This is a genomic window from Intestinimonas sp. RTP31139st1_F5_RTP31139_211217 (assembly GCF_040226735.1).
GTDB lineage: Bacteria > Bacillota > Clostridia > Oscillospirales > Oscillospiraceae > Intestinimonas > Intestinimonas butyriciproducens.
The window spans coordinates 13,076-39,639 of the sequence record NZ_JBCOAQ010000011.1 but is presented as its reverse complement, the minus strand read 5'-3'; the positions used below and the strand labels follow the sequence as shown (position 1 = coordinate 39,639).

The window sequence follows — 26,564 nt, the reverse complement described above, 5'->3', positions numbered from 1 at the left end:
GATCACGCCCATGCTGATGGTGTAGTGACTGCTGCCCTGGTACACCTTCCGCATCACGCTCGGCTTCGGATGAAACCAATCACACTTGCCCCAATCGAGATGTCTCACTTCGTCCATTTTTGTTCCCTCGTCTTTCCTAAGTATTTCATATCATTTAAGTTTACAGTCTGATGTCCATCAGTTTTGCCGGGTTCTCTATCATCATTACGCGGAGCTGCTCCTCTGTGGCGCCGCACTTCTCCATCAGGACCTGAGCAAACGTCTGAAGGCCGCTGACTGGTTCTTTGTACACGCTCTGTCCCATATCGGAGTCCACTACAATCCGCTGATAGCCCACTCGATCCAGCACTTCCTGCGCAATGCTGATGGGCAGATGGTGGGACGCAGGCTCTACATCATTGAACACCACGGCGTTGAGTTCAATATAGGCCCCTTGATCCGCCCAGTGCACCATATCATCCACTGTAGCGCCAATGTGGAAGAAGGGGTGGTTTACCAAGATCTTGGGCAGCCCCAGCTCCACAGCCTTATCAATCAGTTTGTTGATCTCCGGCACGGAGCCATGTCCGGTCCCCAGCACCACCTCGGGGTGGTACTCTTTGAGATAGTTCAGGACCTCCACGACCTCGGGAAGCAACTCGCCCTGCTCATCCAGATAGTAAATGGGCTTCTCCGGCAGCTTCATCTTGCCTGCGCCCACAAAAGCCGTCTTCTTATGGTGTTCAATGTGGTTTTTTGCCGACACGGTGGGCATAAACACAATTTTGGCCCCCATACCACAGGCCGCGTCTACCGCACTGACATTGATACCGCCCACGGAGTTATTCAGACAGATGCACCCCATCGCCTGCGTGGTGCCGTCTCCCATATGCTTGGTCACCATATCCGTCCCCATCATACTGGGGAAATAATGATCCTTGGTGACAAATGCCCGGTAGCCTGCCGCCTGGGCATTGAGCAGCATCTCGCCGGAATCGACTTTGCGCTTGGCCACAGATGGGCCTGCGTGCACATGAATATCAATTGTGCCCTTCATATCAAACGCGCTCACAGCTACATTGCTCCTTTTGTATAGATTCTCTAGTTTTATCTCTCATCTTTTATATTCGATATTTTATCAAATATAAAAGATGATGTAAATTGTCAGAAATGCCTAAATACCTTCTTTATTTTTGGTCAATATGCCCCGAAATTATCATTAAATTTCTCTTCTTCTCTATAATCTTGTCTATTTTCATCAAAATTGCGGTTTTCGCCAGTTTTTGACCTCTCTTTCTTGCAATTTCAAAAATATTCTGTATAATATAAGATATTAGATCATAAATCACAAATCAATTGATTCATTTTAGTTATTCTGTATATTTTATCTCTATTTGGGGGTATTTTTGTGGAGATTATAACCAAAGGCGAGTATGCCTATCGGAGACTGCACGATGATATTCTGAGCGGTAAAATTCCGGGCGGGTCACGGCTTGTGGTCAAGGACCTAGTGGAGGAATATCAGGTAAGCTCCATGCCTATCCGCAACGCCATCACCCGGCTGGAAGAGCTGGGCTTTGTCCACACCTCAGCTCATCAGGGGGCATGGGTCTCCGAGATGAACCTGCGCAATTATTTCACTTTTATGCTGCTGCGCATTGAGGCTGAGGCTTTGGCCGCCATGTTTGCCGCGATGAATCACAGCGATGCGTTTATTCAGGAGCTTGAGGAGCTCTACCATGCCATGGAGTCCGCCAGAGATGCCAAGGATTATGAGACTTATGGCCGGGTGAATCGCAAATCTCATAATTTGGTCTGCGAGGTCAGCAACAACCCCTCCCTTTTGGAGTACATCAATATTCTGATGAGCCGCACACAGCTTGCGGTAAGTTTCTTCAGTGTTGTGCCGAAGGCCAGCAAAGAATCCTGTCAAGAACACAGGGACTGGATCGAGGCCTTTCGGAATCACGACATCCAGCGCAGCATGGCCATCATTCGCTATCAGCGCTGCCGCTCCAACCTGGAGCTGATGCACACCATCCTGACGGATGATCCCGCCTTGGAGATCAACCATTTCCTCAAGCAGGCCGCCTCCGCCCCTGACGCGAAGGACTGTGTCCGGGAGTTCCTCCCCATTTTTGAGGATATCCTGAAAAAAAACGACTACACTAAATTTTAAATTTGTCCCGCGCAATAAGAAGCAGCCGCTGTCCAAACGGACAGCGGCTGCTTCTTATTTGTGCAATACTGTAGTGAGAAGCTGAATGGCCGCCGGCATCAGGCTTAAAATACCCACATACCGCACCAGTTGGAGTGCCGCTACCTTGGGCGCGTCTCCGCCCATCTCAGTGGAAATCAACGCCATATCCGATACTCCCGCCGGAATCGCCCCAAAAAGTGCCGTGGCAAGGTCCAGCCCGCAGACCTTGTGGATCAGCCAACCGAAGAGATAGTTACAGAGCACGAGGCTGACCACCAAGATCAGGGCGGGAATCAGCAGAAAGCGGATATTTTCCACATCCTGCATGGTAATTCCCACTCCTACAATAGTCCCCGCTACGCATTGGGCTGCCAGGCGCAGCTTTTTGGGCAGGTATGCGTGGTCGCTTTTTACATTGCGCGCCGCCACGGCAAATACTGCGAATATCATGGCCCCAGCCGGGATCCCCGCCAACTTCCCCGCTATCCCCGCAGCTTCCGCCAGTATAAGCGTGATCAGGGCATTTTTCCACGTTCGTATCTCCGGCGCCTTGTAGCCGGGCGCTCTGGTCGGGTCCATTTCATTTTTCTCCCCGTCGAGCCGGGCGCACACCCGAAAGGCGATCTGCGGCAGTACCATAATCGCAAAGAGTGTCCGCACGAGCTGAAGGGCCGTGCTCAGGGTCCCATCCGCTCCCAGGTCCGTGCTGATCAACGCGATATCGCTCAGCCCCGCCGGCATGGCGGCCACCAGAGCCGTCGCCAGATCCAGCTCCGAAAATCGGAACATCAGGAAGCCCATGACAAAGGTATCCGCCGCCATGCAGAAAAACATCAGCAGACTTGCGCCCAAAATAGTTTTCATCTCTTTTAGGTCGCCGCGGGTGATCCGCTGTCCAATGAAGCCGCCCGCTATGGCCTGGACCACTGTTTTCATAGCCGTCGGGAAAGTTCCCATTCCGGTCATAATATTGAAAATGGCCGTAAACAGGATGGCGCCGATCAGCGCACCGGCGGGCACCTTCATCCGATAAAACAGATACGCCCCCAGCACTGCGACCCCAACCGTAGCTGCCAGGGTCACGGCTAAATTCCCGCTCCCAGCGCCTCTCCGCTGGTGATCGCCTCATAGATCCGGCCAGTCTTCAGCGCGTCCCCTGCGGTATAGACCGGGATACCCAGTTCAGCTACCAGCTCCGTGAGCTCGTTGCTGGGCCGCACGCCCAAGGCGCACACCACTGTGTCCACACCGGTAAGCGTGACGCTCTGCCCCTGATGGGAGTAGGTGACGGCGTCCCCTTTTACCGATTCCACCTTGGTATCCACCAGGATCTCGCACCCTTTTTCCTGCATCCGCCGTACCAGCAGGGAGCGGGCGTAAGAGCGGTCCTCCTTCATCAGATTATCCATCATCTCAATGACCGTGACGTGCTTGCCGTTGGGCTTGCGGTCATTTTGCGGGTGGACCAGGAACTCCGCCGTCTCACAGCCCACGGCTCCGCCGCCGATGACCACGATATTCTGCCCGGTGGTCACCTTGCCAGCCAGGACATCCCAAGCGGAGACCAACTGTTTGGCTTCTCTCAGGAATCCCGGGATCACCGGCTTTCCGCCGGTGGCGACGATAACGGCGTCCGGGGCCTCCGCCCGGATCAGCGCTTCATCCGCCCGGACCCCGCAGCAGAGCTCCACGCCCGCCCCCCGGGCCTGGCGGATCAAATACTGGGTCCCCTGGGTGATATCATGCTTTGCGATGGGGATTCCGGCCAGGACCATCTGTCCGCCCAGGCCAGTGCTCTCCTCCACCAGCCTGACCCGGCATCCCCGGCGGGCCGCGGTGGCCGCAGCCTGGAGTCCCGCCGCGCCGCCGCCGATGACCAATATCTTCTTCGGCGCGGGCACAGGCGTTACCGCGACCGTCTCTCTTCCTGCATAGGGATTCATCGTGCAGCGGATCTGGGCGCCGTGGACATGGGTAATGCAGTCGGTGCAGCCGATGCAGGGGCGGATCTCCTCCACCCGGCCCTCCCGGGCCTTATTGGGAAACTCGGGATCACACAGAAGCGCACGGGCCATATACACCGCGTCGGTGCGCCCCAGATCCAGCACCTGCTCCGCTGCCCAGGGTTCGCAGTTCCGGCCGATCACCCCCACAGGGATACTCACTGCATCCTTGATCTGCTTGGAGAGCTCCGTGTTTACTCCTCTGGGGGTCCCGTTGGGGGTGACGGTCTTCCAATAGGTCTCCAGAGTGCCGTTGGACAGGTTCAGCAGGCTCACCCTCGCCTTTTCCAGGCGGCGTGCGATGTATATGGCATCCAGCATGGACTGCCCGCCCGGTTCGAACTCCGTCATGGACATGCGGACGATGATCGGATAGTCCTCTCCGGCTGCTCTGCGGACTTCGGCGATTACCTCCAGCAGGAAGCGCAGCCTGCCGTCCACACTGCCGCCGTAGTCATCCACCCGCTTGTTGCTCAGAGGGGAGAGGAATGTTCCCAGCACCCCATGGCGATGGGCCGCATGAATCTCCACTGCGTCCACGCCCGCCTCCCTGGCCCTGCGGGCGGCCTGTCCCATCTTATGGGTAAATGCATGGATTTCCTCTACCGTCATGGCCCGGGGCATCTCACCCACATTCCGCAGCGGAATGGCCGAGGCCGCCACCGGCTGACGCCCCCCGTTGAGCCGCGCGGTAGCCGCTGGCCCTCCGTGGAGCAGTTGGAGGGCCAGCTTGGCACCGTACTTGTGAACCTCGTCGGCCAGACGGCGGATCCCGGGGATCTGGTCGTCTCGGTAAAGCCCCATATTGTTGGGGATATTATAGTGACTGTTCTCGTCAATCATCACGTTTTCTGTGGTAATCAGCCCCACGCCGCCGCGCGCCCGGGCGGAATAGTAGGCCAGCGCTTCCTCCGTGACCTGATTCTGTCCGTCGCACAAAGCCGTGCTCATGGCAGACATAAAAATGCGGTTCTTCACCGTCATGCTCCCCACCTGAAGCGGGGAAAAGAGAAGCGGGAATGCACATGGATTCATATTGTCGATCTCTCCCTCCATTGTTCCGCCGCTCCTGCGGCGGCCTGCCGGACGCACGTGCGTTACAGCCCCAGTATCTCGCGGGCCTCCGCCGGGGATGCGATCTCCCTGCCCACATCCTTGGCGATACGGGCCACCCGCTCCACCAGGGAAACATTGCTGGCAGGCACCCCTTTGGTCTGATACAGGTTATCCTCCAGACCCACCCGCACGTTTCCGCCGGCCGCCAGTCCCAGCAGCATAGTGGTGACCTGGTTGGCGCCCACGCCGGAGATGGACCACAGCGCATCGTCGGGGATCATGGTCAGCAAGTGGCTGAGTTGGCCGATGTTGGCGGGCTGTACATTCCGCATGCCCATGACAAAGTTCAGGTACAAGGGCCCGTCGATCAGCCCCTTCTTCTTCAGTTCCACCGCCGGAGCGACCATGCTGGTGTCGAACACCTCGATCTCCGGCATGATGTGCCGCTCATGCATCATCTCGGCCAGCTGCGTAATGAGGGTGGGGGAGTTTTCATAGACTGAGGTGGGGAAGTTCACCGATCCGGTGGAGAGGCTGGCCATCTCGGGATTCACAAAGAGGCATCCCCGGCGGCTCTCAAAGCTCATACCGGCGCGGCCCCCTGTGGACAACTGGACAATGAGTTCGGGTGCCAGGGCCTTAATCTTGTCGTGGATCTCTTGGAATACTGCGGTGTCATGGCAGTTCTTCCCCTCGGCATTGCGGGCGTGGATGTGGACCACGGCGGCGCCTGCGTTGTAGCAGGCCAGGGCATCCTGGGCAATCTCGTCCGGCGTGATGGGTACATTGGGGTTCTGCTCTTTGGTGGGCAGAGAGCCTGTCAGCGCCGCTGTAATAATTAGTTTTCTCATCATCAATAAACCCCTTTTCTATTTTCGATTTCGTCAAATTACCGCATTCTCTCCCTGTGTTTGTTATCTATTTTAGTCTACAATTTGTCAGGATTCTTGTCAATAGATATTTTATAATTTATCAAATATCTATTGATTGTTATTTCTTCGCCACCCCTTGACCAGATATACGTCGGTCGTTTCCATTGGGGACGTGCGCTGCGGAGTCCGCGTATGCCGGTTTGTCTGCGAACATCCGCCCCAAGATTTTGGTATGCCGTCCCCTGCCGGCGGATATCCTGTTTGCAGTGAGGACATCCGTCTCTATTTCATTCGGGAGGGGAAGCAATGCTGGAGTCCGCCGTCGAGTGGGCGCTGCCCATGGTAATCTCCCTGTGTGAGTTTATGGGGATTTTTATTGTAGCTGTTTCTGCGCTGGGTTCCTTTGGTCGTTACCTCAAAAGTCTTTTTACCCACGCCCCATGCGATATAAAATTTCAGTTGGCCAACGGCCTGGCCCTTAGTCTGGAGTTCAAGATGGCCGCTGAAATCTTGAAGACCGTCTTGGTCCGCGAACTGAATGAGCTCGTGGTCCTGGGCGCCGTCATCATTCTGCGGGCCCTTCTATCCTTTTTGATTCACTTTGAAATGAAGCAGCCTCATTCCTCCTGATCGACCATCACGCTCCCCCTTGCGGGCTTATGTCCGCAGCGGGGAGCCTTTTTTACTCTTTTTGTCCTCATATGCAGGATTCTCTCTTTTGTGATTCTTGTGCAGGCCGATTTTTCTCCCATATCCGGGCCTTCTTTTATATAAAATGGAAAAAGCTGATTTTTTGCTCTGGTTCTGCTTGCATTTTCTCTGGTGCGTTGCTATAATAAAGCAGCAGGCGCGGACAATTGTCTCTCTTGAAAAGACAGTCCCGTCACACAGAAAGGACAAGAAGGAGGATCCCATCTGATGAAAAAGTTTCTTGCACTCGCGCTTTCCTGCTCCCTGGCGCTGACCGCACTGGCGGGCTGTTCCGGCTCTGGTACCGGCTCCGGGAGCGGTACCCCCGGTTCTTCTGCTCCTGAGTCCGGGGATAAGGTCGTTACCATCGGTATTTTTGAGCCCGCTTCCGGCGACAACGGCGCCGGCGGCAAGCAGGAGGTCCTGGGCATGAAGTACGCCCATGACGTACAGCCCACAGTGGAGATCGGCGGCGAGACCTATCAGGTGGAGCTGGCCATTGTGGACAATCAGTCCTCCAACGACAAGGCCGCCACCGCCGCCTCCGAGTTGGTGAGCAAGGGCTGCTCCGTGGTGCTGGGTTCTTATGGCTCCGGCGTATCCATTGCCGGTTCCGACACCTTTAAAAACGCCGGTATTCCCGTCATCGGCGTCACCTGCACGAATCCCCAGGTCACCGAGGGGAATACCCACTATTTCCGCATTTGCTTTCTGGACCCATTCCAAGGCACCGTTCTGGCCAACTTTGCCGTGGACAACTTCCAGGCCCAGACCGCTTACACTCTGAGCAAACAGGGCGACGATTATTCCGGCGGCCTGTGCTACTACTTTAAAGAGGCTTTCGAGGCCAAGGGCGGCACTGTCGTGGCCGCTGAGTTCCCCGAGGGTACTTCCGACTTTACCTCCTATGTCACCGCCGCCAAAAACGCCGGCGCCGACGTGTTCTTCGCCCCCGTCTCCACGGAGGCCGCCGCGCTCATCATCGACAATGCCGCCGCCCAGGGCTTGGGCATGCCCATCATGGCGGGTGACACTTGGGATTCCAACGTGATCACCGGCGCGGCCCAGGGCAAAGATGTGGAGGTTTATGTCACCACCTTCTATCAGGAGGGCGGCAATGAGGACTTCGATAACGGCATCAAGGAGTGGATCAACGCCGACTCCACCCGTCTGGCGGAAAATGGCGGAAATGATATGATCGCCGCCGTCTCCGCCATGGGCTACGACGCCTATTTCGTGGCGCTGGAGGCGCTGAAGAACGCGGGCTCCACCGATCCCGCGGCTGTCAACGAGGCCCTCTGGGACACGACTTATACCGGCGTGTCCGGCGATATCGCCTTTGAGCCCACCAACGGCGACGCCATCCGTGACGTGGCCTATGTGAAGGTGGCCAACACCGAGACCGGCGCATGGGACTTCGTCACCGTTCAGAAGGCCGGCTAAGGCTCTGACGGCGGGAGACATCCCGCTCCGTGCGACTTGTCTCAGCGCGCTACACCGATCTGAGTATTTTTTTGGATAGCGGGGGCAGTTCTGCCCCCGCTGTCCCATAAAAAACGCCCTTACAATTTTTGGGCTGCCTCGAAAAGGGCCGGTGGGCCTTTTTCGAGACGGCCCAAAGTGGAGGTCCGCCTATATGGAGTTTTTGACAAAGAATCTATCCTATCTGCTGGCCGGCATCTCAGTGGGAGGACAGTACGCCCTCATTGCGATCGGCTATACCATGGTGTACGGCATCCTTCGGCTCATCAACTTTGCCCACGGCGACGTGTTTATGGTGGCGGGGCTCATGATGGTGTATCTCTCCGCCTCGCTCCCTCTGGGGATCGCCATCCCCCTGGTGCTGCTGCTCACCGTGTTGCTGGGCTTTCTTATTGAGCGCGTGGCCTACAAGCCTCTGCGCACCGCGCCCCGCATGTCGGTGATGATCTCGGCCATCGGCGTGAGCTATCTGCTCCAGAACTTGGCCCTGTATGTCACCGGCGGGCTCAATAAGAACTACCCCGCCATTCCCGTCATCTCCGAGCAGGTCACCATCGGCCCGGCCACCACCAAGGTGGTCACCCTGGTCACCCCCGTGCTCACCATCGTGTTGGTGGCGGTGCTCATGCAGCTCATCAATCACACCAAGATCGGCATGGCCATGCGCGCCGTGGCCAAGGACTTCGAGACCAGCCAGCTCATGGGCATCAAGATCAATTCGGTCATCAGCGTCACCTTTATCATCGGCTCCTTTCTGGCCGCCGTCGGATCGCTGCTCTACTTCACCAACTACCCCGGCGTCGTGCCCACTTCGGGGGCCATGCCGGGCCTGAAGGCTTTCGTGGCCGCCGTATTCGGCGGCATCGGCTCTATCCCCGGCGCTGTAGTAGGGGCCTTCCTCATCGGCATCTGTGAAAACATCATCAAAGGTCTGGATGACATGCTGGTCCAACTGGGCGTCATCCAGACGGGGCTGGGGCTCACCACCTTCTCCGACGCCTTTACCTTCGCCCTGCTCATCGTGATTCTCATCGCCAAGCCCACCGGACTCTTCGGTGAGAAGGCCACCGACAAGGTTTGAGGTGACTGCCGTGAAAAAACAAAATCATATCTGGGTCCCCGTGGCGGCCGCCCTGGTCTGCATCGCGCTCCTCTACATCCTGGACCTGGTCCTGCCCAGCGGACATATGCTCTTTACCGTACTCAAAAAGAGCGCCATCTACGCTTTGGTGGCGGTCTCCATGAACCTGCTCAACGGGTTTACGGGCCTGTTCTCCCTTGGTCAGGCGGGCTTCATGCTCATTGGTGCCTATACCTATGCCATCTTCACCATCCCCGTGGAGGCCAAGGAGAAGGTCTATCAGTACTATGACTGCATCATCGGCTTCAGCCTGCCCATTCCGGTGGCTCTGGTGCTGGCCGGACTGCTGGCCGCCGTCTTCGCCTGGCTCATCGGCCTGCCGGTCCTCCGGCTCAAGAGCGATTATCTGGCCATTGCCACCCTTGGTTTTGCCGAGATCATCAAGGCCGTGTTCCTGTGGAAGCCCCTGGGTCCGGTCACCAACGGGTCCAACCTGCTCAAGAGCTTTCCCACCTTCAGCACCCTGATTCCCGAGCACTCTCCCTTCTACGGCTTCTACAGCCGACACATTGCCTTTTTCTCCACCCTGTTCCCTCTGGCGGTGGCAGCCATCTGCATCACCGTCATCGTGCTGCTCATCAACTCCTCCTATGGGCGGGCCTTCAAAGCCATCCGGGAGGATGAGATCGCCGCGGAGGCGATGGGCATCAATCTCTTCCGGCACAAGCAGCTCTCCTTCTGCATCTCCTCCTTTTTCGCCGGCATCGGCGGGGCGCTGCTGGCCATGTTTCAGAGCACCGTGGCCGCCGCACAGTTCAAATCCGCGCTCACCTACGAGATCCTGCTCATCGTGGTCATCGGCGGCATCGGCTCCGTCACCGGAAGCTGTCTGGCCTCGTTCCTCTTCGTCTCCTGCAGCGAGTGGTGGCTCCGCTTTCTGGACAGTGAGATCATCCTGGAAAACGGCTTTAAGGTCCCCTTCCTGCGCAACGGGTTCCGGCTGGTGGTCTTCTCCGTCATCATCATGATCGTGGTCCTCTTCTTCCGCCGGGGCATCATGGGCGACAAGGAGCTGCCGGATCTCTTCCGGAGACGTGCAAAGCGGCGGAAGGAGGCGATAAAATGAGTGAAACTGTCCTTCAGGTCGAACATGTGACCATGCAGTTCGGCGGCGTGGTGGCTGTAAACGACCTCTCCCTGGAGGTTAATAAGGGGGAGATCGTGGCGCTGATCGGCCCCAACGGTGCCGGGAAGACCACCGCCTTCAACTGCATCACCGGCGTTTACGAGCCCACCAACGGCCGGGTCTCCTTTCTGGGCGAGCCCATGGTGGAAAACTTTCCCCAGGGCAAGATGCAGAAGCTCTACGCCGGAGAGAACAAGGGTCTTTTCACCCACAGGCGCAACCCCACCCCGGACCACATCACTCAGTTGGGCATCGCCCGCACCTTCCAGAATATCCGGCTCTTTGGGGCGCTCACAGTATTTGACAATGTACTAATTGCCAAGCATATGCGCGCCAGACAGAATTTCCTCTCCGCCACCTTCCGTCTCAACGCCAGGGAAGAGCGCCGGATGCGGGAGGAGGCCATGGCCCTGTTGGAAGAGCAAAACCTGGCCCATCTGAAGGATGAAGTGGCAGGCAGCCTTCCCTACGGCCTTCAGCGCCGGCTGGAGATCGCCCGGGCGCTGGCCACCAGTCCCAGGCTCCTCCTCCTGGACGAGCCGGCCGCGGGCATGAATCCCCAGGAGACGCAGGACCTCACGGATTTCATTCAGCAGATTCGGAAGGAGTACGATCTCACCATTTTTATGATCGAGCACCATATGGACCTGGTGATGCGGATCTCCGACCGTATTTATGTCCTGGATTTCGGCAAACTGATCGCCCAGGGCACCCCGGTGGCCGTGCAAAACGACCAGCGGGTCATCGAAGCGTATTTGGGGGTGGCAGACGATGCTGAAGATTGACGGCCTGCGGGTCAATTACGGCGGCATCGAAGCCGTCAAGGACATCACCTTTGAGGTGCCGGAGCGGGAAATCGTCACCCTCATCGGCGCCAACGGCGCGGGCAAGTCCACCACCCTGCGGGCCATTGCCGGACTGGTAAAGCCCGCCTCGGGCCGCATCCACCTCCAGGCGGAGGACATCACCGCCCTCTCGCCGGACCGCATCGTGTCCAAGGGCATTACCCTGGTGCCGGAAGGGCGGCGGGTCTTTCCCGACCTCACGGTGCTGGAGAACCTGAAAATCGGGGCCTATCTCCGCAAGGACAGCCTGGAGGACGACCTCGCCTGGGTCTACGATCTCTTTCCCCGGCTCAAGGAGCGCTCCTGGCAGGCGGCTGGCACGCTCTCGGGCGGTGAGCAACAGATGCTGGCGGTGGGGCGGGCCTTGATGTCCCGGCCCAAGCTCATGATGATGGATGAGCCCTCTCTCGGCCTCGCCCCGCTGGTAGTGAAGGGCATCTTCGACATCATCAAGGAGATCAATCGCCAGGGCGTGACCATCCTGCTCATTGAGCAGAACGCCAATATGGCCCTTCACACGGCGGACACCGCCTATGTTCTGGAGACCGGTCGGCTGACCATGAAGGGCACCGGTCGGGAGCTGCTCAGCAACGAAGCGGTCAAAAAAGCCTACCTGGGCTGAGCCGATTTGTCCGCTGAAACAGGCCTTCATCTCTGAAAAAAGAAACCGTCCCCTCCGGCTCGAGCCGGAGGGGACGGTTTTTATACGAATACCGCCTGGACGAGCACCATGTAGAGCACTGTCCCGCCAAAAATGGACAGAAGATTGTTGCGTTTCCACAGGTGGAGCACCACCACCGCCGCGGCGGCAGCGAGCTGGGGCGCCCAGGTGGACATCGCGGACAGGATTGCCTCGGAGGTCCAGTCCGCCGGGATGGAAAAACTCACATTCCGCAGGCAGTAAATAATGAGCATGGCAATGACTGCCGGAGGAAGGACCTTTCCCAGATAGAGGACCACCTTGGGCGGGGCGCTTCCCCGGTCAAAAAGGAGGAAGGGCAGCGCCCGGGTCAGGAAGGTGACCAGCGCCATCACCGCAATGGAGGCGACGGCCTGTCCGGTGGTAAGCGCCATTCAGACCACCTCCTCTTCCGCTTCCGTCCGGCTGCCCTCCAGCCGGGCCCGCAGCAGCAGAAGCGCCACAATGATGACGCACAGAGCGGGTATGAGCATGGCATCCGGCCTCAGAATAACCAGGGAGAGCACCGTGATACCGCAGCCCAAAAGAGCGGGCAGGTGAGAGCGATAGGTCTTCCACTGATCCACCGCGATGACAATGAAAAGCGCGGTCATGGCAAAGTCAATGCCGGTGGTGTCAAAACTGATAAGGGCTCCGGCCACACTGCCGATGACCGAGCCCAGGATCCAATAGCCGTGGTCCAGAACGGCGATGGCGAAATAGTAGGCATGGGGGTCCACCCGTTCGGGGACCCGGGCCGAGGAGAGGAGCGCATAGGTCTCGTCGGTCAGGGAGAAGATCATATAGAGCTTTCGAAGCCCCATCCCCCGGAACTTTTCCAGCATGGAGAGCCCGTAGACCAGATGGCGGAAGTTCAGGATCAGCGTAAGCACGGCCACACTTCCCAGCGCCGCGCCGGTGGACAGGAGTTCCACCCCCATATACTGTCCTGACCCGGCATAAATGGTCAGGGACATAAAAAAGGCCCAGATGACGTTATAGCCGATGGCCTCCAGCATGAGTCCAAACGCGATCCCGATGGACAGATACCCCATCAGCACCGGCACAGTGGCTGGAAAGGCGGCGCGAAAGGCGCGACGATACACGGCGGCAACACTTCCTTGCGTCCGATACTTTTTTGCTTATTGAATTAATAGTTTACCGTTGTCCGGCCTGAAATGCAAGGGCGGCTGTCCTTTTTCTCTCCTTTGCTAAATTGGGGCTTTGCTTTTCCAGGGAAACTTGTATAATTGTAAATATCCATAATCCTCTGCCCCGGCGGCAGGAACACAAGGAATCCGGAGGAATCAGAATGAAACGGCTGCTCTTCATCTACAATCCCCAGGCGGGCAAGGGGATCGTCAAAAACCACCTGGCCAACATTGTGGATATCTTCACCAAAGCGGACTATCTGGTGACGGTCTGGCCCACCCAGGGCAAGGAAGACGCCACCCGCGTGGCTGCCCGGCAGGGCTGGTGGTACGACCGGGTGGTCTGCTGCGGAGGCGACGGCACCCTCAGCGAGACGGTATCCGGTCTTCTCACCCTGGAGACTCCGCCGGTGCTGGGCTATCTTCCCGCCGGCACCACCAATGACTTCTCGCGGAATCTGGGACTTCCCCGCGGGCTGGAGAAGGCCGCCCTTACCGCAGTGGAGGGCACGCCCCGCCCCTGTGATATGGGCCGCTTCAATGACCGGTATTTTGTCTATGTGGCGGCCTTCGGCATCTTCACCGATGTGAGCTACGGCACTCCCCAGGAGTTCAAAAACGCCTTCGGACACCTGGCCTACCTGCTGGAGGGCGCCACCAAGCTGGGAGATCTGGGCCGGGGCTATCATCTCACCGTGGAACACGACGGCGGCACCCTGGAGGACGACTTTATTTACGGCATGGTAACCAACACCAATTCCGTAGGCGGCTTCAAGGTCTTTCCTCCCAGCCAGGTCTCTCTGGACGACGGGGTGTTTGAGGTGGTGCTGGTCCGCCAGCCCCGGAAGGTGGGGGACCTCCAGGACGCCCTGCTGTCCCTGGTCCGCCAGAATGCAGAGGAGAGCCGGCAGGTGGTGGCCTTCCACACCCAGAAGCTGAAGATCACCGCCGCTGAGGCACTTCCCTGGACGCTGGACGGGGAGTACGGCGGCGCGCCGGAAGTGGCGCGGATCGAAAACCAGAATAAGGCCATCACCCTGATGTGGGGAAAATAAGAGAGGAGGCTGCACTGTGGAAGGGACCGAGGCACTCGACCGGGTCCGTTCTTCCCTCCTGGAGCTGGATCGGGCCCTGAAGGGGACCGATCTGGAACATCAGGCCGCCCAGGCCGTGGGCGCGCTGGACCAATTTCAGGCGGGCTATTACGATTTTCGCGAGATCTGCGACAACCTATACGACGGCATCCACATCACCGACGGAGAGGGGAAGGTCCTCTTCATCAACCAAGCCTATACCCGCACCACCGGCATCCGCCCGGCGGAGATCCTGGGCCGGAAGGTCGCCGATATCGAGGCCGAAGGCGTCCTTTACAGGGGCTCTGTCACCGAACAGGTCCTCAAGCGCCGGGAACGGGTCAACTCCGTGGCCATCATCCTCAAGCTGGATAAGGAAGTGCTGGTCACGGGGAACCCCGTCTTTGACGGTGCGGGCAACATCAAACTGGTGGTGACCAATACCCGAGACTTTCCTGAGCTCAAGCGGCTGGAACAGCGGCTGCTCACCATGGCGGAGGAGAGCAAAAAGGTCAACGAGGAGCTGGCCTATCTCCGCAGGCAGCAGACAGGGCACAAACAGATCTATTACCGCAGCGAGGCCATGCGGCAGGTGATGGAGGTGGTCCGCACCGTGTCCGCCGCCGACGTCACGGTGCTCATCACCGGGGAGTCCGGCACCGGCAAGGAGTTGGTGGCCAACGAGGTCTATCAGCGCAGTGAGCGGAGGGACAAGCCCTTTATCAAGGTCAACTGTGCCGCCATCCCCTCCGAGCTGTTGGAGTCAGAGCTCTTCGGCTACGAGGAGGGAGCCTTCACCGGGGCGCGGCGCATGGGCAAGGCGGGCATGTTTGAGCTGGCCAACACCGGCGTCATCCTCCTGGATGAGATCGGCGACATGCCCCTTCCTCTCCAGACCAAGCTGCTCCGCGTGCTCCAGGAACGGGAGTTGATGCGCATCGGAGGCAGTAAACCGGTCAAGCTGGACATCCGTGTCATCGCCTCCACCAACAAAGACCTGCGCGAGGAGATCAAAGGGGGACGATTCCGGGAGGATCTTTTCTATCGGCTCAACGTGGTCCCTATCGCGCTGAAACCCCTGCGGGAGCGCAGGGAGGACATCCCTCTCCTGGCAGAGGAGTTCTGCCGGGCCTACAGCAAAAAATATGGAAAGTCCGTTCTCCTCTCCCCGGATGGGATGGATCTGTTGATAGAGTACCACTGGCCCGGCAACATCCGGGAGCTTGAAAATCTGATTGAGCGCCTGGTGGTCACCAACGACTCCGGCCCCATCGCCCGCAGCAGCGTGTTCCGGGCCCTCAACCCCAATGGGCTGCCGTTCTCCCCCTCTGAGACCTCTCAGACCCTGAAAGCCCAGGTAGGCGCCTTCGAGCGCGAGCTCATCCTCCACACGCTGGAGCGGGAGGGCTCCCTCCGGAAAGCGGCCCGGGTCCTGGGGGTGGACCACTCCACCCTGGTCAAAAAATGTCGGCAGTACAACCGTCCCTAGCGCTGATGCCGCACCCGGTGAAATTCATCACCTATGTGGTGATGAATTTCACCGGGTGCTTTTTTCTTTATTTCGTTTCGAAATATTTCAAATTATAGGGCAATTCTCCCATTTTATTTGTTTTATATTGGTCTTTCTCTATAGAAGGCGAATTTACAGTCGGTGAAATTTATCACCGCTTTTCTTTTTTCTGTCCCTGTACCCCGTTTTTTTGTATCCTGCTCAACCGCCTCCCCCCCAATGGGTTGCGTATTTTTTCCGCTCGTTCTCCGGAATTGGCACGGCGTTTGCATAGATAGAAGGCGTGCAATGGGTATTCGCCCAAAGATTCTCGAAGAGAAAGTCGAGGTAAAGAACATGAGCAAAAAGACCATCATCACTGTGGCGACCACCGGCGCGTGGCCGAAGAAGAAGGACAATCCGAATGTCCCCATGACACCCGCCGAAATCGCCGAGGACGTATACGCCTGTTGGAAGGCGGGGGCAGCCGTGGCCCACCTGCATATGCGCGACGACGAGGGGAACGGCACCATGGATGTGAACAAGTTCCGTCAGACTGTGGAACTGCTGCGTAAAAATCACCCCGACTGTGACATTGTCCTCAATATGACCACCTCTGGCGATCTGAACGCCACCGACGAGACCCGCCAGCTCCACCTGGAAGAGCTCCGCCCCGAGATGGGCTCCTATGACTGCGGTTCCATGAACTGGCTGAATTCCAGCCTGTTCATCAACCACCCCAAATTCCTGGAGGAGCTGGGCACGCATATGCAGGAGTGGGGCGTAAAGCCCGAGATCGAGGCCTTTGACCCCGGAATGATCGCAAACGCCGCCTACTATCTGAAGAAGGGCATTTTGAAGGCGCCCCTCCACTTCCAGTTCTGCATGGGGTGCGCCAACGGTATCCCCGGCAGCATGAAGAACCTGGTCTTTATGAAAGAGACGATGGAATCCCTGTGCCCCGGCTCCACCTGGAGCTGCTTCGGGGTGGGCCATTCCGCAATGGAGATGCTCTACGGCGCAGTGGCCATGGGCGGCCATATCCGTGTGGGGATGGAGGACAATGTCATGTACGCCAAGGGGCAGCTCGCGGAGAGCAACGTCCAATTTGTGGAGCGTGCGGCCCGCGTCATCCGGGAGTACGGCAATGAGGTGGCCACTCCCGACGAAGCCCGTGAGATCCTGGGGCTGAAGAAATGAGCTGGGGCGTCTACTGGATGTTTTACCGCTGTCCGGTGTGCGGCAAAAAATTCAAATCCGGCACGGACACCATCACCGAGCCCGCCTTCGGTCGATGCCCCGCCTGCCGGACCGAGGGCGTGCTGGTCGGCGAGAGCGGCAAAACTGTTCCACCAGATCCCCATGACTACGAGGACACTGCGGATTGAGGAGGTCCTTTTCATGAAAGATATTAAGTATATTCTGATCTGCGGCGCCGGACTGATGGGCAAGAACATCGCCTTCGTCATGGCGTCCAATCCCACCTACGAGGTGGGCGTCTATGACCTGTATGAGACCGATGTGGCGGCTGGTATCCGGACCAACACCAAGCAGTTGATCGCCAAGGGCGCTCTCACCGAGGAGGAGCTGGCTTCCCGGCTCTCCCGCATCTCCTTCACCACCGACCTGGACAGCGAGCTGGTCAGGCGGGCCGACCTGGTGATCGAAGCCGTATTCGAGGACATGAAGATCAAGCGGGATATCTTCGCCAAGCTGGAGGCGCGCTGCCGTCCCGACACCATCTTCTGCACCAACTCTTCCGTTATGAGCCCCAGTGAGATCTCCGCCGAGCTCCAGCACCGGGAGCGCTTTGTGGGCACCCACTTCTGGAATCCCGGCCATCTGATCCCCCTGGTGGAAGTGGTCAAATCCGACGCCTCCTCCGATGAGGTGGCCCAGACCGTAATGGATGTGCTCGCCTCCGCCGGAAAGGAGCCCGTCCTGTGTAAGAAGGACGTGCCCGGCTTCATCGCCAACCGGATGCAGCACGCGCTGTGGCGGGAGGCCATCTCCATTGTGGAGCGCGGCATTGCCGACGCCGCCACCGTGGACAAGGCTGTGCGCTACTCCTTCGGCCTGCGGCTGCCCCAGTTGGGCCCCATGGAGAACGCCGACATGGTGGGCACCGACCTCACCTACAACATCCACGACTACATTCTAAAGGACCTGGAGGATTCCCATGAGCCCTCTCCCCTGCTCAAAAAGCTGCGCGACGAGGGCAAGATCGGCTTCAAGACCGGAGAGGGCTTCCAGACCTGGACCCCCGGGCAGATCAAGGCGTCCAACGAGGGGCTCAACGACTACTTGGTAGATATGCTCTACGGAAAAAAGAAGTAATTTTCCACCGTTTCCTCACGCACCGCGCTTAAGCTATAATGTTGAGAGAGAAAGGAAGCGATTCTTATGTCCAGCAACACCGCTGCCCAGTCCAAGGGGACGCCGCTCTGGCGGATCAGCAAGAAATTTAACTTCGCCGCCGAAAAGATCATTCCCGATTCCTTCGTATTTTGCGTGATCCTGATGCTTGTCGTCTTCGTCCTGTCGCTGGTCCTCTGCGGCAAGGGCCCCTTGGAACTCCTGATCGCCTGGTGGGATGGCCTGAGCAGCCAGTTCACCCTGGCCTTCCAGATGGGCCTGATGGTCATTGTCTGTGCCACCTGCGCCCAAAGTCCTCAGGTTGCTAAGCTGTTGAACAAAATTGCAGGCTTGGTCAACAGCCGTACCGCCGCGCTGATTGTGTTGATGATTTTCGGCTATGTCACTTCCATGCTGAACTGGGCTTTCTGCACCATCGTCACCCCCATTTTGGCCATGCATCTGGCAAAGCGCATCAAAGGTCTCCATTTCCCCATGATGGTGGCCGGCGGCTACTCCTGCATGATCCTGGGCCAGTGTCTCGGGCCCTCCGCCACCCTGTACTCCAACCTGGCCACCGAGGGCAGTTCTTATGCGGCTATCGTAGGCCAGACCATGAGCGTAGCCGACACCTGCTACAACCCCATGAACATTATCCTCTTTACTGTCCTGGCCATCGTGTTTATTCTGCTGGTCCTTTTCACCCAGCCCGGTGAGCATGAACTGGTGGAGCTGGGCAATATCGCCACCCAGGCCGATGTAGAACCCAAGTCCTATCGCAGTACTACCAAAGCGGAGACACCGGCCGAGAAAATGAACACCTTCAAGCCCATCATGTGGGTGGTCGGCGCCTTCATCTTCGTCTATATCATCTATTCTGTGGCCACCAAAGGCCTGTTGGGCGCTCTGAATATGAATCTGGTCATCTTCCTGTTCGTGGGCATCAACTGCTTCCTGTTCCCCGAACCCCACGCCTGGATCGAGGCCCACTCCAACAGCATGCACCTGGCCACGGACGTTATGCTCCAGTTCCCCTTCTACGGCGCCATCATGGGCATGATGTACCTGGACGGCGGCCTGGGCTCCGTGCTGGTTAACGCCATTGTCTCCATAGCCAATGCTCAGACCTTGCCTATTTTCTCCTTCCTTTCGGCCTGCGTCACCAATCTGTTCATTCCCTCTCAGGGTGGTCAGTTCACTGTGCAAGGTCCTCTTATTGTTGAAGCTGCCAAGGCTATTCCAGGCGCCAACCTGGTCAACTGCCTCAACGCCTTTGTCTATGGCGACGAGTGCACCAACCTGCTCCAGCCGCTGTATGTCATTCCTGCCCTGTCTGTGGTCGGCATGAAGCTGAAGGATGTGTGGGGCTTCATGGCCTTCATCTGTATGTTCTGGGTGGTCATCACCTGCCTGGGTCTGTACTTCATCCCTATGTTCGTCTGATCCCTCGGCCTCCATCTCTGCGATTCCAATTCTGCACTACCTTCTCTGTCTGTGCAAACCCAATTCCAAGCTGCAAAGGGAGGGCCTCAAGGCCCTCCCTTTGCAGCACGCTCAGGAAAGAAGCGAACGGCCATGCGCTACCAAGTGGTCCGCATCGTCGAAAAGGGTCCCAATCACTGGCGCTGAGGGAGATCCCCGTCGTCCCAAAACGCATAAAAGCCCCCGGAACGCCTGCTCAGGCGCTCCGGGGGCTTGTCTTTTTCTTCTCCCGTTTACAGTTTAACGGTCCAGCCGTAGGGGTCGGGCTCCACACCCCACTGAATACCTGTCAGAGTGTCGTACAGCTTCTGGGTCAGGCTCCCGATCTCCCCGCCGTTGACCACCACGTGCTTGTCCTTCCAGCCCATCTCACCGATGGGAGAGATCACGGCGGCGGTGCCGGTGCCCCAGGCCTCCTCCAGCTTGCCGCTTTCGGCGGCGTCAAACAGCTCCTCGGCGGTAATGAGCCGCTCCTCCACCGCGTAGCCCCAGTCCCGCAGCAGTTCCAGGCAGGACCTTCTGGTGATGCCGGGCAGCACGGAGCCGGTGAGGGCGGGCGTGATGATCTTGCCGTCCACCTTGAACATCACGTTCATAGAGCCCACTTCTTCAATATACTTCCGGTGGACGCCGTCCAGCCAGAGGACCTGGGCGTAGCCCTGCTCCTCCGCCCGCTCACCGGCGCGGATGGAGGCGGCGTAGTTGCCGCCGCACTTGGTATAGCCCGTACCGCCCTTGACGGCCCGGACGTCGTCGTTTTCCACATAGATTTTCACCGGGTTGATGCCCTCGGCATAGTATGCCCCCACAGGTCCGGTGATGATGCAGAAGAGATAGCTGTGGGAGGCGTGGACTCCCAGACTGGCATCGGTGGCGATCACAAAGGGGCGGATATAGAGGGAAGTGCCCGGCTCGTTGGGCACCCAGTCGGCGTCCACTTTCACCAGAGCCTTGACCGCCTCTACGAACAGCTCCTCGGGGACCGGCGGAATGCACAGGCGGTCACAGGAGTCGGCCATACGCCGGGCGTTGTCGGCGGGCCGGAAGAGCTGTACGCTGCCGTCGGGAGCCCGATAGGCCTTCAGCCCTTCAAAGACCTCCTGGGCATAGTGGAGCACCATGGCGGAGGGGTCCAGCATAAAGGGGCCATAGGGAACGATGCGGGGGTCGTGCCAGCCCTGTCCGGCGTGATAGTCGAGCAGGAACATGTGATCGGAAAAAATCTTGCCAAACCCCAGAGTTTTGGGGTCGGGCTTTTCCTTGAGCTTGGCGGCGCGCTGGATTTTGATCTCCTCCATGGTGGATGCCTCCCTAAACGTTATCTGATTAGAGGATATTATAGCAGTATCGCCACTTTAACGCAATAGAGGAAGTGACGGAAAATGGGATTTCCCCACCCTGCTCCGCCGTCACTATTTCATTTCTCTCTCCCAGGGGCAGCCCTTGTATTTTCCCCCCTTTTCTGATATAATAAATTCTCATATCAGGCTTTCATCCGACTTTAAGGAGGTGTGCGTTTGAAGAACAAAAAGCTCTCCAACCTGCTGGAGCCCAGTCTGGGGCTCTATCTCACCTGCCTGGTCCTTTTTGCTGCCGCCTCCGCTCTGTTTTCCGTACCGCTGGCCGTGGTGGAGGGGGTCGTGGTCGTCATCCTCTACCTCTATCTTCGCCGCAGCAACAGCCTTCGCAAAAAGGAGATGCTTCGATATATCGACTCGGTGACGACCAACATGGACGCGGCCAGCCGGGACACTATGCTCAACTCTCCTCTACCCATGGTCCTCTTCCAGCCGGACACCGACGAAGTCATATGGTCCAACGAGCGGTTTCTCCAGCTCACCGACGAGAGGGACCATCTCTTTGACACCAAGCTCTCCACCCTGGTCCCCGGCTTCGATTCCCGGTGGCTCCTGGAGGGAAAGAGCGCCTGTCCCGGGGAGGTGAAGCTGGGAGCCAAGCGTTTCCTGGTCTTCGGCTCCCTGGTCCGCTCCGAGGAGAAGCGCGGCCGCACGGCCGCGCTGGCCACGACTTACTGGGTGGAGATCACCGACTACTCCGCCGTGAAAGAGGAGTTCTTCGCTTCTCAGCCTGTGGTGGCCGTGCTGCTGCTGGACAACTATGAGGATGCGGTGAAATCCGCCGACGAATCCGGGCGCACCGCCCTGCTCAGCGAGATTAACAAGCGTCTGGCCGCCTGGGTGGCCCCCACCGGCGGTCTCTTCTGCCGCTATGACCGGGACCGCTATCTCTTCCTCTTTGAAGAGCGCTATCTCAAGCATTTTCAGGAGACCAAATTCGATGTACTCGACGCCGTACACGATATTCCCAGCCCCAGCGGCGTGCCCGCCACGCTCTCCATCGGCGTGGGGAAAGACGCCCCCAGTTTCAAGGAACTGCTGGAGTATGCCTCTCTCTCCATCGAGATGGCCCTCTCCCGGGGCGGCGACCAGGCCGTGGTGAAAAACAAATTCAACTTCGAATTCTACGGCGGCCGCAGCAAGGAGATGGAGAAGCGCACCAAGGTGAAGAGCCGTGTCATGGCCAATGCACTGGGCGAGCTCATTGCCGACTCCTCTTATGTCTTTGTCATGGGTCATAAATTCCCGGACCTGGACTGCATCGGCGCCTGTGCCGGGGTGTGCGCCATCGCCCGGAAGCGGGGCGTACAGGCCCGCATCATCCGGGAACCGGGCAACAATCCCGCCGCTGATATGGTGGGCAAGCTCAGTCAGACGCCGGAGTATAAGGAGACGTTCCTCTCCGCCCAGGACGCCATCATCCTGGCCGATCCGCGGACGCTGCTGGTGGTGGTGGACACCAACCGCCCGGAGCAGGTCATGAGCCAGGACTTGCTGGAGTGCTGTACCAGGGTGGCCGTCATCGACCACCATCGGCGGGCCGCCTCCTATATCTCCAACGCCGCTCTCAACTTCCACGAGCCCTACGCCTCTTCCGCCAGTGAGCTGGTCACCGAGCTGCTCCAATACATCCTGGAGCCCACCGACCTGCTCAAGATCGAAGCGGAGGCCATTTTGGCGGGTATTGTGCTGGACACCAAAAACTTCACCATGCGTACTGGTACCCGTACCTTCGAGGCGGCGGCGTTTCTCCGCCGCTCCGGGGCCGACACCGGAGATGTGAAGAAGCTCTTCCAAAATGATCTGAGCGGCGTGATTGCCCGCTATGACATCATTCGGACCGCCCGGATGTACCACAATGACATCGCCGTGGCTGCGGTGGATCACACGGTCGGGCGGGTAACGGCGGCGCAGGCCGCTGACGAATTGCTCAACATCAGCGGCATCGACGCCTCTTTCGTCCTCTTCCCCGACGCGGATGGAGAGCGGGTGGTCATTTCCGCCCGCAGCATGGGGGACACCAACGTGCAGGTGGTTCTGGAAAAGCTGGGCGGCGGCGGCAATGCCGCCACCGCCGGAGCCCAGGTGCCCTCTGGCAGTGTGGAGGAGGTCCTCCAGCGGCTTCTGCGCGCCATCGACCAGTATTTCGAGGAAGATTGACAGCGGGAGGACGCCTGAAGCGCACGCCCTTAGCGGTTGGCGCATTGCGGAAATCCATGCGGCATATTAAATTTGATCCGGAAAGGAACGACATAACATGAAAGTGATTTTGAATCAGGACGTCAAGGGCCAGGGCAAGAAGGGCCAACTAGTGGAGGTCTCCGACGGCTACGCCCGCAACTTTCTGCTCCCCCGCAAGCTGGCTGTGGAGGCTAACGCTGACAACGTAAACAAGATGAAGCTGGAGGAAAAGGCCAAAAAGGCCCGCGAGGCTGCGGAAAAGGCCGAGGCCGAGGCCATCGCCGAGCAGCTCAAGGGCTGCACCGTGAAAATCTACGCCAAGTCCGGCTCCGGCGGGCGCCTCTTCGGCGCCGTCACCTCCAAGGAGATCGCCGAGTGCCTCAAGGCCCAATACGGCCTGGATGTGGCCAAGAGCAAAATCGTCCAAGAGGAACCCATCAAGTCCTTCGGCACCTATGACCTCAAGTGCAAGCTCGGCTATGAGGTGGCCGGCAATCTTCACGTGGTCGTCGCCGAGGAGAAATAAGCGGTACGGTAGCCCGCCGAAAAGCGGGCGGTGCGGAGCGGGCCTTGCTCCGACGACAGGAGGTGAGGAGAGAAAATGGACGAGGAACTCTTGGTCCGTCAGATGCCCCATTCGGTGGAGGCGGAGCAGGCGGTGCTGGGCTCCATGCTCATCGATGTCCGATGCGTCCCCGCCGTCATCGAAAAACTCCGCCCGGAGGACTTTTATCTCAAGCAGAACCGGGATATCTATGAGACCATCTATTCCATGTTCAGTCTCTCCGAGACCATCGATCCGGTAACTGTACTGGACCATATGCGTCTGGGAGGCGTATTCGACGAAAACACCTCCCGGTCCTATATCCTTCAGCTTATGGAGGTCACCCCCACCGCCGCCAACGTGGGGGAATACATTGAGATCGTAAAAGACAAATCTCTGCTGCGCCGCATTGCGGAGACCGCCGGAGACCTCACGGCCATGGTGCAGGAGGGCACCGGTACCGCCCAGGAGGTGCTGGATGCCGCCGAACAGCGCATCTACGCCATCCGGCAGGGCCGCTCCAGTCAGGGGCTCACGCCCATCTCCTCCGTGGTGCTGGACGTGCTGGACCGGCTGGAGGAGCTCTCCAAGCTGGACGCCGCCGTGCCCGGACTGTCCACCGGCCTCCCGGATGTGGACGCCGCCATCTCCGGCCTCAACAACTCCGACCTGATCCTGCTGGCCGCCCGTCCCGGTATGGGCAAGACTTCTTTTGCCCTGAACGTCCTTCTTCAGGTAGGCAAGTTCTCGGGCAAAACGGCGGTGTTCTTTTCTCTGGAAATGAGCCGGGAACAGTTAGCCATGCGCCTCATCTCCAACGAGGCCTTTGTCGATAACAAAAAGCTGGTGACCGGCCGGCTTTCCGATGAAGACTGGGACAAGATCGCCCTGGCCGCCGCCGCCCTGGGCCGCTCCAAGATCCTGATCGACGATAATCCCGCCCTCTCGGTCGCCGATATGAACGCCAAATGCCGTCGGGTGGATAACCTGGGGCTCGTCGTCATAGACTATCTCCAATTGATGCAATCCGCCGGCGGCAAGCAGCGCTACTCCGGCGAGAACCGTCAGCAGGTGGTGTCCGACATCTCCCGGGCCCTGAAGATCATGGCAAAGGAGCTCAATGTGCCCGTGGTGTGTCTTTCCCAGCTCTCCCGTGGACCGGAGAGCCGCCAGGACAAACGACCCATGCTCTCCGACCTGCGCGAATCCGGTGCCATCGAGCAGGATGCCGACATTGTCATGTTCCTTTATCGGGACGACTATTACAATGAGGATTCCGAGCTGCGGAACCTGGCGGAGTGCATCATTGCCAAAAACCGCCACGGGGAGACCCGAAAGGTGGAGCTCCAGTGGCTACCCGAGTACACCACTTTCTCCTCCATCGACCGGACCCATCAGGAGTACTGATTATGGATAAGCGCCCGGACTGTGCCATGAATCGGCTCATAGACGAATATGATATGCTGCCTCCGGGGTGTACCGTGGTCTGTGCGGTCTCCGGCGGAGCGGATTCCATCTGTCTGCTCCACCGGCTCAACCAGCTGCGGGCGATACGTCCCTTCACCCTGGTGGCCGCCCACTATAACCATCATCTTCGGGGCGCCGAGTCCGACCGGGACGAGGCCTTTGTGAAGCGCTGGGTGGAGGACTGGTGTGGCCCAGACCCAGCCGCGGGCCAGCCCCCCCTCCCTGCCGTCCGGCTCATCACCGGTGGAGGAGACGTCTCCGGGGAGGCAAAGCGCCTGGGCCTGGGCCTGGAAGAGACCGCCCGCCGGATGCGGTATGCCTTTCTGGAGGAGGCCGCGCGGGCCGTGGGTGCAGACCGGATCGCCACCGCCCACACCGCCGACGACAACGCTGAGACCGTCCTCCTCCATCTCATCCGGGGCTCCGGTCTCCAGGGCCTCACCGGCATCCGCCCCCGCCAGGGGCGGCTGGTCCGCCCCCTGCTCACCACCACCCGCCGGGAAATCGAGGATTATCTGGAGCTTTACCATATTCCCCACGTGGAGGACAGCACCAACCAGGACGACGCCTACACCCGGAATCAGGTCCGGCATCAGGTGATCCCCCTGCTGGATGAGATCAACCCCTGGTTTGTCCCCCGCATGGCGGACACCATTCGCTATCTCCGCTCCGACAACGACTATCTCTCCGCCCAGGCCGCGGCCGTCGCCCGCAGGGCGAGACCTGCGGGCGACGGCGGGCTTTCGATCTCTGCCGCCCTCCTGGCCTCTCAGCCCGACCCCATCGCAGTCCGCATCGTGAGCTGTCTGCTGGGCCGTCTGGGGGAGTTTCAGTTCCGCGCCGCCCATCTCACCGCCGTGGTGGCCCTCTCCCGCTCGCCAGCCCCCTCCGGAGCGGTGAGTCTGCCCCACAGCCTCACCGCCCGGCGTGTCTATGGGGAGCTGATCCTGGTCCGTGGGGCACGCCGCTCCCCACCCTTTGCGCCTGTTTCCCTGTCCGTTCCCGGCGAGGCGGTCCTGCCCTCCATCGGCTGGACCATTGCCTGCCGCCGTGCCGAGGCGCCGGAACAGCCGCCCGATACCCCAGACCACTTCTTTCTCAATCCCTCCCGTCTGACCGGTCCCCTGGTGATCCGCCCCCGTTTGACCGGAGATACGATCACCCTCCCCCGGCGGCGTGCCAAGACAGTCAAAAAGCTGCTCATCGACGCCAAGGTGCCCCGTTGGGACCGGGATCGTCTTCCCCTGCTGGCTGACGCATCAGGCCCTCTGTGGCTGGCAGGTTTCGGCCCCGACCAGGGCCGCCTCTCGTCTTCCGGCGCGCCGGCGCTGGAGGTCATCGCCCTCAGAACCGCTCCCGCTGAGGAGCTTCAGAATGAGTAAAGGATGGAT

General features: G+C 59.0%; 24 protein-coding genes. 17 read left to right on the top strand and 7 right to left on the bottom strand.

What is annotated here, in order from left to right; translation table 11 throughout:
* Positions 1-160: 160 nt before the first annotated feature.
* Complete coding sequence (locus tag ABUA09_RS09245; protein ID WP_242857378.1) at positions 161-1,051, bottom strand: DUF6282 family protein; 891 nt, start codon at positions 1,049-1,051, stop codon at positions 161-163.
* Positions 1,052-1,387: 336 nt separating this feature from the next.
* Here ABUA09_RS09245 and ABUA09_RS09240 point away from each other — a divergent pair, with 336 nt between their 5' ends.
* Positions 1,388-2,158 (top strand): GntR family transcriptional regulator, encoded by a 771-nt coding sequence (locus ABUA09_RS09240; RefSeq protein ID WP_033119035.1) that lies wholly within the window; start codon positions 1,388-1,390, stop codon positions 2,156-2,158.
* A gap of 54 nt (positions 2,159-2,212) precedes the next feature.
* Here the strand turns inward: ABUA09_RS09240 and ABUA09_RS09235 are convergent, their stop codons facing one another.
* The 3 genes from ABUA09_RS09235 to ABUA09_RS09225 are packed head-to-tail and all read right to left on the bottom strand — an operon-like array spanning position 2,213 to position 6,089.
* Complete coding sequence (locus tag ABUA09_RS09235; RefSeq protein WP_349949318.1) at positions 2,213-3,262, bottom strand: AbrB family protein; 1,050 nt, start codon at positions 3,260-3,262, stop codon at positions 2,213-2,215.
* Positions 3,263-3,264: 2 nt separating this feature from the next.
* Complete coding sequence (locus ABUA09_RS09230) at positions 3,265-5,238, bottom strand: oxidoreductase (RefSeq protein ID WP_349949317.1); 1,974 nt, start codon at positions 5,236-5,238, stop codon at positions 3,265-3,267.
* Between the two features lie 41 nt (positions 5,239-5,279).
* Entirely contained in the window at positions 5,280-6,089 is an 810-nt protein-coding gene (locus tag ABUA09_RS09225; RefSeq protein WP_033119042.1) for a beta-keto acid cleavage family enzyme, read from the bottom strand.
* A gap of 327 nt (positions 6,090-6,416) precedes the next feature.
* Between ABUA09_RS09225 and ABUA09_RS09220 the strand changes: the two genes are divergently transcribed.
* The 6 genes from ABUA09_RS09220 to ABUA09_RS09195 all read left to right on the top strand — a co-directional run bounded on the left by ABUA09_RS09220 (position 6,417) and on the right by ABUA09_RS09195 (position 12,016).
* Positions 6,417-6,740: a DUF1622 domain-containing protein gene (locus ABUA09_RS09220; protein WP_058118592.1), complete on the top strand. Its 324-nt coding sequence runs from the start codon at positions 6,417-6,419 to the stop codon at positions 6,738-6,740.
* 288 nt (positions 6,741-7,028) lie between these two features.
* A complete protein-coding gene (locus tag ABUA09_RS09215; protein ID WP_033119038.1) occupies positions 7,029-8,243 on the top strand; it encodes an ABC transporter substrate-binding protein in 1,215 nt (404 codons plus the stop codon).
* Between the two features lie 193 nt (positions 8,244-8,436).
* Complete coding sequence (locus ABUA09_RS09210; RefSeq protein WP_195417144.1) at positions 8,437-9,363, top strand: branched-chain amino acid ABC transporter permease; 927 nt, start codon at positions 8,437-8,439, stop codon at positions 9,361-9,363.
* Positions 9,364-9,373: 10 nt separating this feature from the next.
* Positions 9,374-10,489, top strand: a complete 1,116-nt coding sequence (locus ABUA09_RS09205; protein ID WP_338135504.1) for a branched-chain amino acid ABC transporter permease — start codon at positions 9,374-9,376, stop codon at positions 10,487-10,489.
* Positions 10,486-11,334 (top strand): ABC transporter ATP-binding protein, encoded by an 849-nt coding sequence (locus tag ABUA09_RS09200; RefSeq protein ID WP_033118511.1) that lies wholly within the window; start codon positions 10,486-10,488, stop codon positions 11,332-11,334. The genes ABUA09_RS09205 and ABUA09_RS09200 overlap by 4 nt, the downstream gene beginning before the upstream one ends.
* On the top strand, positions 11,321-12,016 hold the full coding sequence (locus ABUA09_RS09195) for an ABC transporter ATP-binding protein (protein WP_033118510.1): 696 nt from the start codon (positions 11,321-11,323) through the stop codon (positions 12,014-12,016). Before ABUA09_RS09200 ends, ABUA09_RS09195 begins: the two co-directional genes overlap by 14 nt.
* 80 nt (positions 12,017-12,096) lie before the next feature.
* On the opposite strand, the gene ABUA09_RS09190 is transcribed toward ABUA09_RS09195, so the two are convergent.
* Positions 12,097-12,468, bottom strand: a complete 372-nt coding sequence (locus ABUA09_RS09190) for a branched-chain amino acid transport AzlD family protein (RefSeq protein ID WP_033118509.1) — start codon at positions 12,466-12,468, stop codon at positions 12,097-12,099.
* Complete coding sequence (locus tag ABUA09_RS09185) at positions 12,469-13,179, bottom strand: AzlC family ABC transporter permease (protein ID WP_033118508.1); 711 nt, start codon at positions 13,177-13,179, stop codon at positions 12,469-12,471.
* A 206-nt stretch (positions 13,180-13,385) separates the two neighbouring features.
* Between ABUA09_RS09185 and ABUA09_RS09180 the strand changes: the two genes are divergently transcribed.
* From ABUA09_RS09180 to ABUA09_RS09155, 6 genes are all read left to right on the top strand, one after another.
* Positions 13,386-14,279 carry a diacylglycerol/lipid kinase family protein gene (locus ABUA09_RS09180; protein ID WP_033118507.1) on the top strand — a complete coding sequence of 298 codons (894 nt, stop codon included), beginning with the start codon at positions 13,386-13,388 and terminating at the stop codon, positions 14,277-14,279.
* 16 nt (positions 14,280-14,295) lie between these two features.
* Positions 14,296-15,786, top strand: coding sequence for a sigma-54 interaction domain-containing protein (locus tag ABUA09_RS09175; RefSeq protein ID WP_058118600.1), 1,491 nt, complete (start codon positions 14,296-14,298; stop codon positions 15,784-15,786).
* A 357-nt stretch (positions 15,787-16,143) separates the two neighbouring features.
* On the top strand, positions 16,144-16,986 hold the full coding sequence (locus ABUA09_RS09170) for a beta-keto acid cleavage family enzyme (RefSeq protein ID WP_058118809.1): 843 nt from the start codon (positions 16,144-16,146) through the stop codon (positions 16,984-16,986).
* The gene (locus ABUA09_RS09165) at positions 16,983-17,174 is read left to right on the top strand and encodes a hypothetical protein (protein WP_033119394.1); all 192 of its coding nucleotides are present in this window, start codon (positions 16,983-16,985) and stop codon (positions 17,172-17,174) included. The genes ABUA09_RS09170 and ABUA09_RS09165 overlap by 4 nt, the downstream gene beginning before the upstream one ends.
* A 13-nt stretch (positions 17,175-17,187) precedes the next feature.
* Complete coding sequence (locus ABUA09_RS09160; protein WP_033119395.1) at positions 17,188-18,123, top strand: 3-hydroxyacyl-CoA dehydrogenase family protein; 936 nt, start codon at positions 17,188-17,190, stop codon at positions 18,121-18,123.
* Between the two features lie 66 nt (positions 18,124-18,189).
* Positions 18,190-19,584 carry a TIGR00366 family protein gene (locus ABUA09_RS09155; protein WP_033119396.1) on the top strand — a complete coding sequence of 465 codons (1,395 nt, stop codon included), beginning with the start codon at positions 18,190-18,192 and terminating at the stop codon, positions 19,582-19,584.
* A 272-nt stretch (positions 19,585-19,856) separates the two neighbouring features.
* Here ABUA09_RS09155 and ABUA09_RS09150 read toward each other — a convergent pair whose 3' ends face one another.
* A complete protein-coding gene (locus ABUA09_RS09150) occupies positions 19,857-20,921 on the bottom strand; it encodes a branched-chain amino acid aminotransferase (protein ID WP_195974056.1) in 1,065 nt (354 codons plus the stop codon).
* A 219-nt stretch (positions 20,922-21,140) separates the two neighbouring features.
* Here ABUA09_RS09150 and ABUA09_RS09145 point away from each other — a divergent pair, with 219 nt between their 5' ends.
* The 4 genes from ABUA09_RS09145 to tilS all read left to right on the top strand — a co-directional run bounded on the left by ABUA09_RS09145 (position 21,141) and on the right by tilS (position 26,555).
* Positions 21,141-23,141, top strand: coding sequence for a DHH family phosphoesterase (locus tag ABUA09_RS09145; RefSeq protein WP_033118573.1), 2,001 nt, complete (start codon positions 21,141-21,143; stop codon positions 23,139-23,141).
* Positions 23,142-23,238: 97 nt separating this feature from the next.
* Positions 23,239-23,688, top strand: a complete 450-nt coding sequence (gene rplI / locus ABUA09_RS09140; protein WP_033118572.1) for a 50S ribosomal protein L9 — start codon at positions 23,239-23,241, stop codon at positions 23,686-23,688.
* Between the two features lie 75 nt (positions 23,689-23,763).
* Positions 23,764-25,113 (top strand): replicative DNA helicase, encoded by a 1,350-nt coding sequence (dnaB, locus tag ABUA09_RS09135; protein ID WP_058118603.1) that lies wholly within the window; start codon positions 23,764-23,766, stop codon positions 25,111-25,113.
* Between the two features lie 2 nt (positions 25,114-25,115).
* Positions 25,116-26,555 (top strand): tRNA lysidine(34) synthetase TilS, encoded by a 1,440-nt coding sequence (gene tilS / locus ABUA09_RS09130; RefSeq protein ID WP_279201830.1) that lies wholly within the window; start codon positions 25,116-25,118, stop codon positions 26,553-26,555.
* The last annotated feature ends 9 nt before the right edge of the window (positions 26,556-26,564 follow it).

What these genes read in the sequence shown, in the direction of transcription:
- ABUA09_RS09180 (WP_033118507.1), top strand. Translation starts at nt 13,386, where the DNA reads ATGAAACGGCTGCTCTTCATCTACAATCCCCAGGCGGGCAAGGGGATC.
- ABUA09_RS09220 (WP_058118592.1), top strand. Translation starts at nt 6,417, where the DNA reads ATGCTGGAGTCCGCCGTCGAGTGGGCGCTGCCCATGGTAATCTCCCTG.
- ABUA09_RS09215 (WP_033119038.1), top strand. Translation starts at nt 7,029, where the DNA reads ATGAAAAAGTTTCTTGCACTCGCGCTTTCCTGCTCCCTGGCGCTGACC.
- ABUA09_RS09165 (WP_033119394.1), top strand. Translation starts at nt 16,983, where the DNA reads ATGAGCTGGGGCGTCTACTGGATGTTTTACCGCTGTCCGGTGTGCGGC.
- ABUA09_RS09170 (WP_058118809.1), top strand. Translation starts at nt 16,144, where the DNA reads ATGAGCAAAAAGACCATCATCACTGTGGCGACCACCGGCGCGTGGCCG.
- ABUA09_RS09160 (WP_033119395.1), top strand. Translation starts at nt 17,188, where the DNA reads ATGAAAGATATTAAGTATATTCTGATCTGCGGCGCCGGACTGATGGGC.
- ABUA09_RS09230 (WP_349949317.1), bottom strand. Translation starts at nt 5,238, where the DNA reads ATGGAGGGAGAGATCGACAATATGAATCCATGTGCATTCCCGCTTCTC.
- ABUA09_RS09190 (WP_033118509.1), bottom strand. Translation starts at nt 12,468, where the DNA reads ATGGCGCTTACCACCGGACAGGCCGTCGCCTCCATTGCGGTGATGGCG.
- ABUA09_RS09210 (WP_195417144.1), top strand. Translation starts at nt 8,437, where the DNA reads ATGGAGTTTTTGACAAAGAATCTATCCTATCTGCTGGCCGGCATCTCA.
- tilS (WP_279201830.1), top strand. Translation starts at nt 25,116, where the DNA reads ATGGATAAGCGCCCGGACTGTGCCATGAATCGGCTCATAGACGAATAT.
- dnaB (WP_058118603.1), top strand. Translation starts at nt 23,764, where the DNA reads ATGGACGAGGAACTCTTGGTCCGTCAGATGCCCCATTCGGTGGAGGCG.
- ABUA09_RS09200 (WP_033118511.1), top strand. Translation starts at nt 10,486, where the DNA reads ATGAGTGAAACTGTCCTTCAGGTCGAACATGTGACCATGCAGTTCGGC.
- ABUA09_RS09195 (WP_033118510.1), top strand. Translation starts at nt 11,321, where the DNA reads ATGCTGAAGATTGACGGCCTGCGGGTCAATTACGGCGGCATCGAAGCC.
- ABUA09_RS09150 (WP_195974056.1), bottom strand. Translation starts at nt 20,921, where the DNA reads ATGGAGGAGATCAAAATCCAGCGCGCCGCCAAGCTCAAGGAAAAGCCC.
- ABUA09_RS09225 (WP_033119042.1), bottom strand. Translation starts at nt 6,089, where the DNA reads ATGAGAAAACTAATTATTACAGCGGCGCTGACAGGCTCTCTGCCCACC.
- rplI (WP_033118572.1), top strand. Translation starts at nt 23,239, where the DNA reads ATGAAAGTGATTTTGAATCAGGACGTCAAGGGCCAGGGCAAGAAGGGC.
- ABUA09_RS09155 (WP_033119396.1), top strand. Translation starts at nt 18,190, where the DNA reads ATGTCCAGCAACACCGCTGCCCAGTCCAAGGGGACGCCGCTCTGGCGG.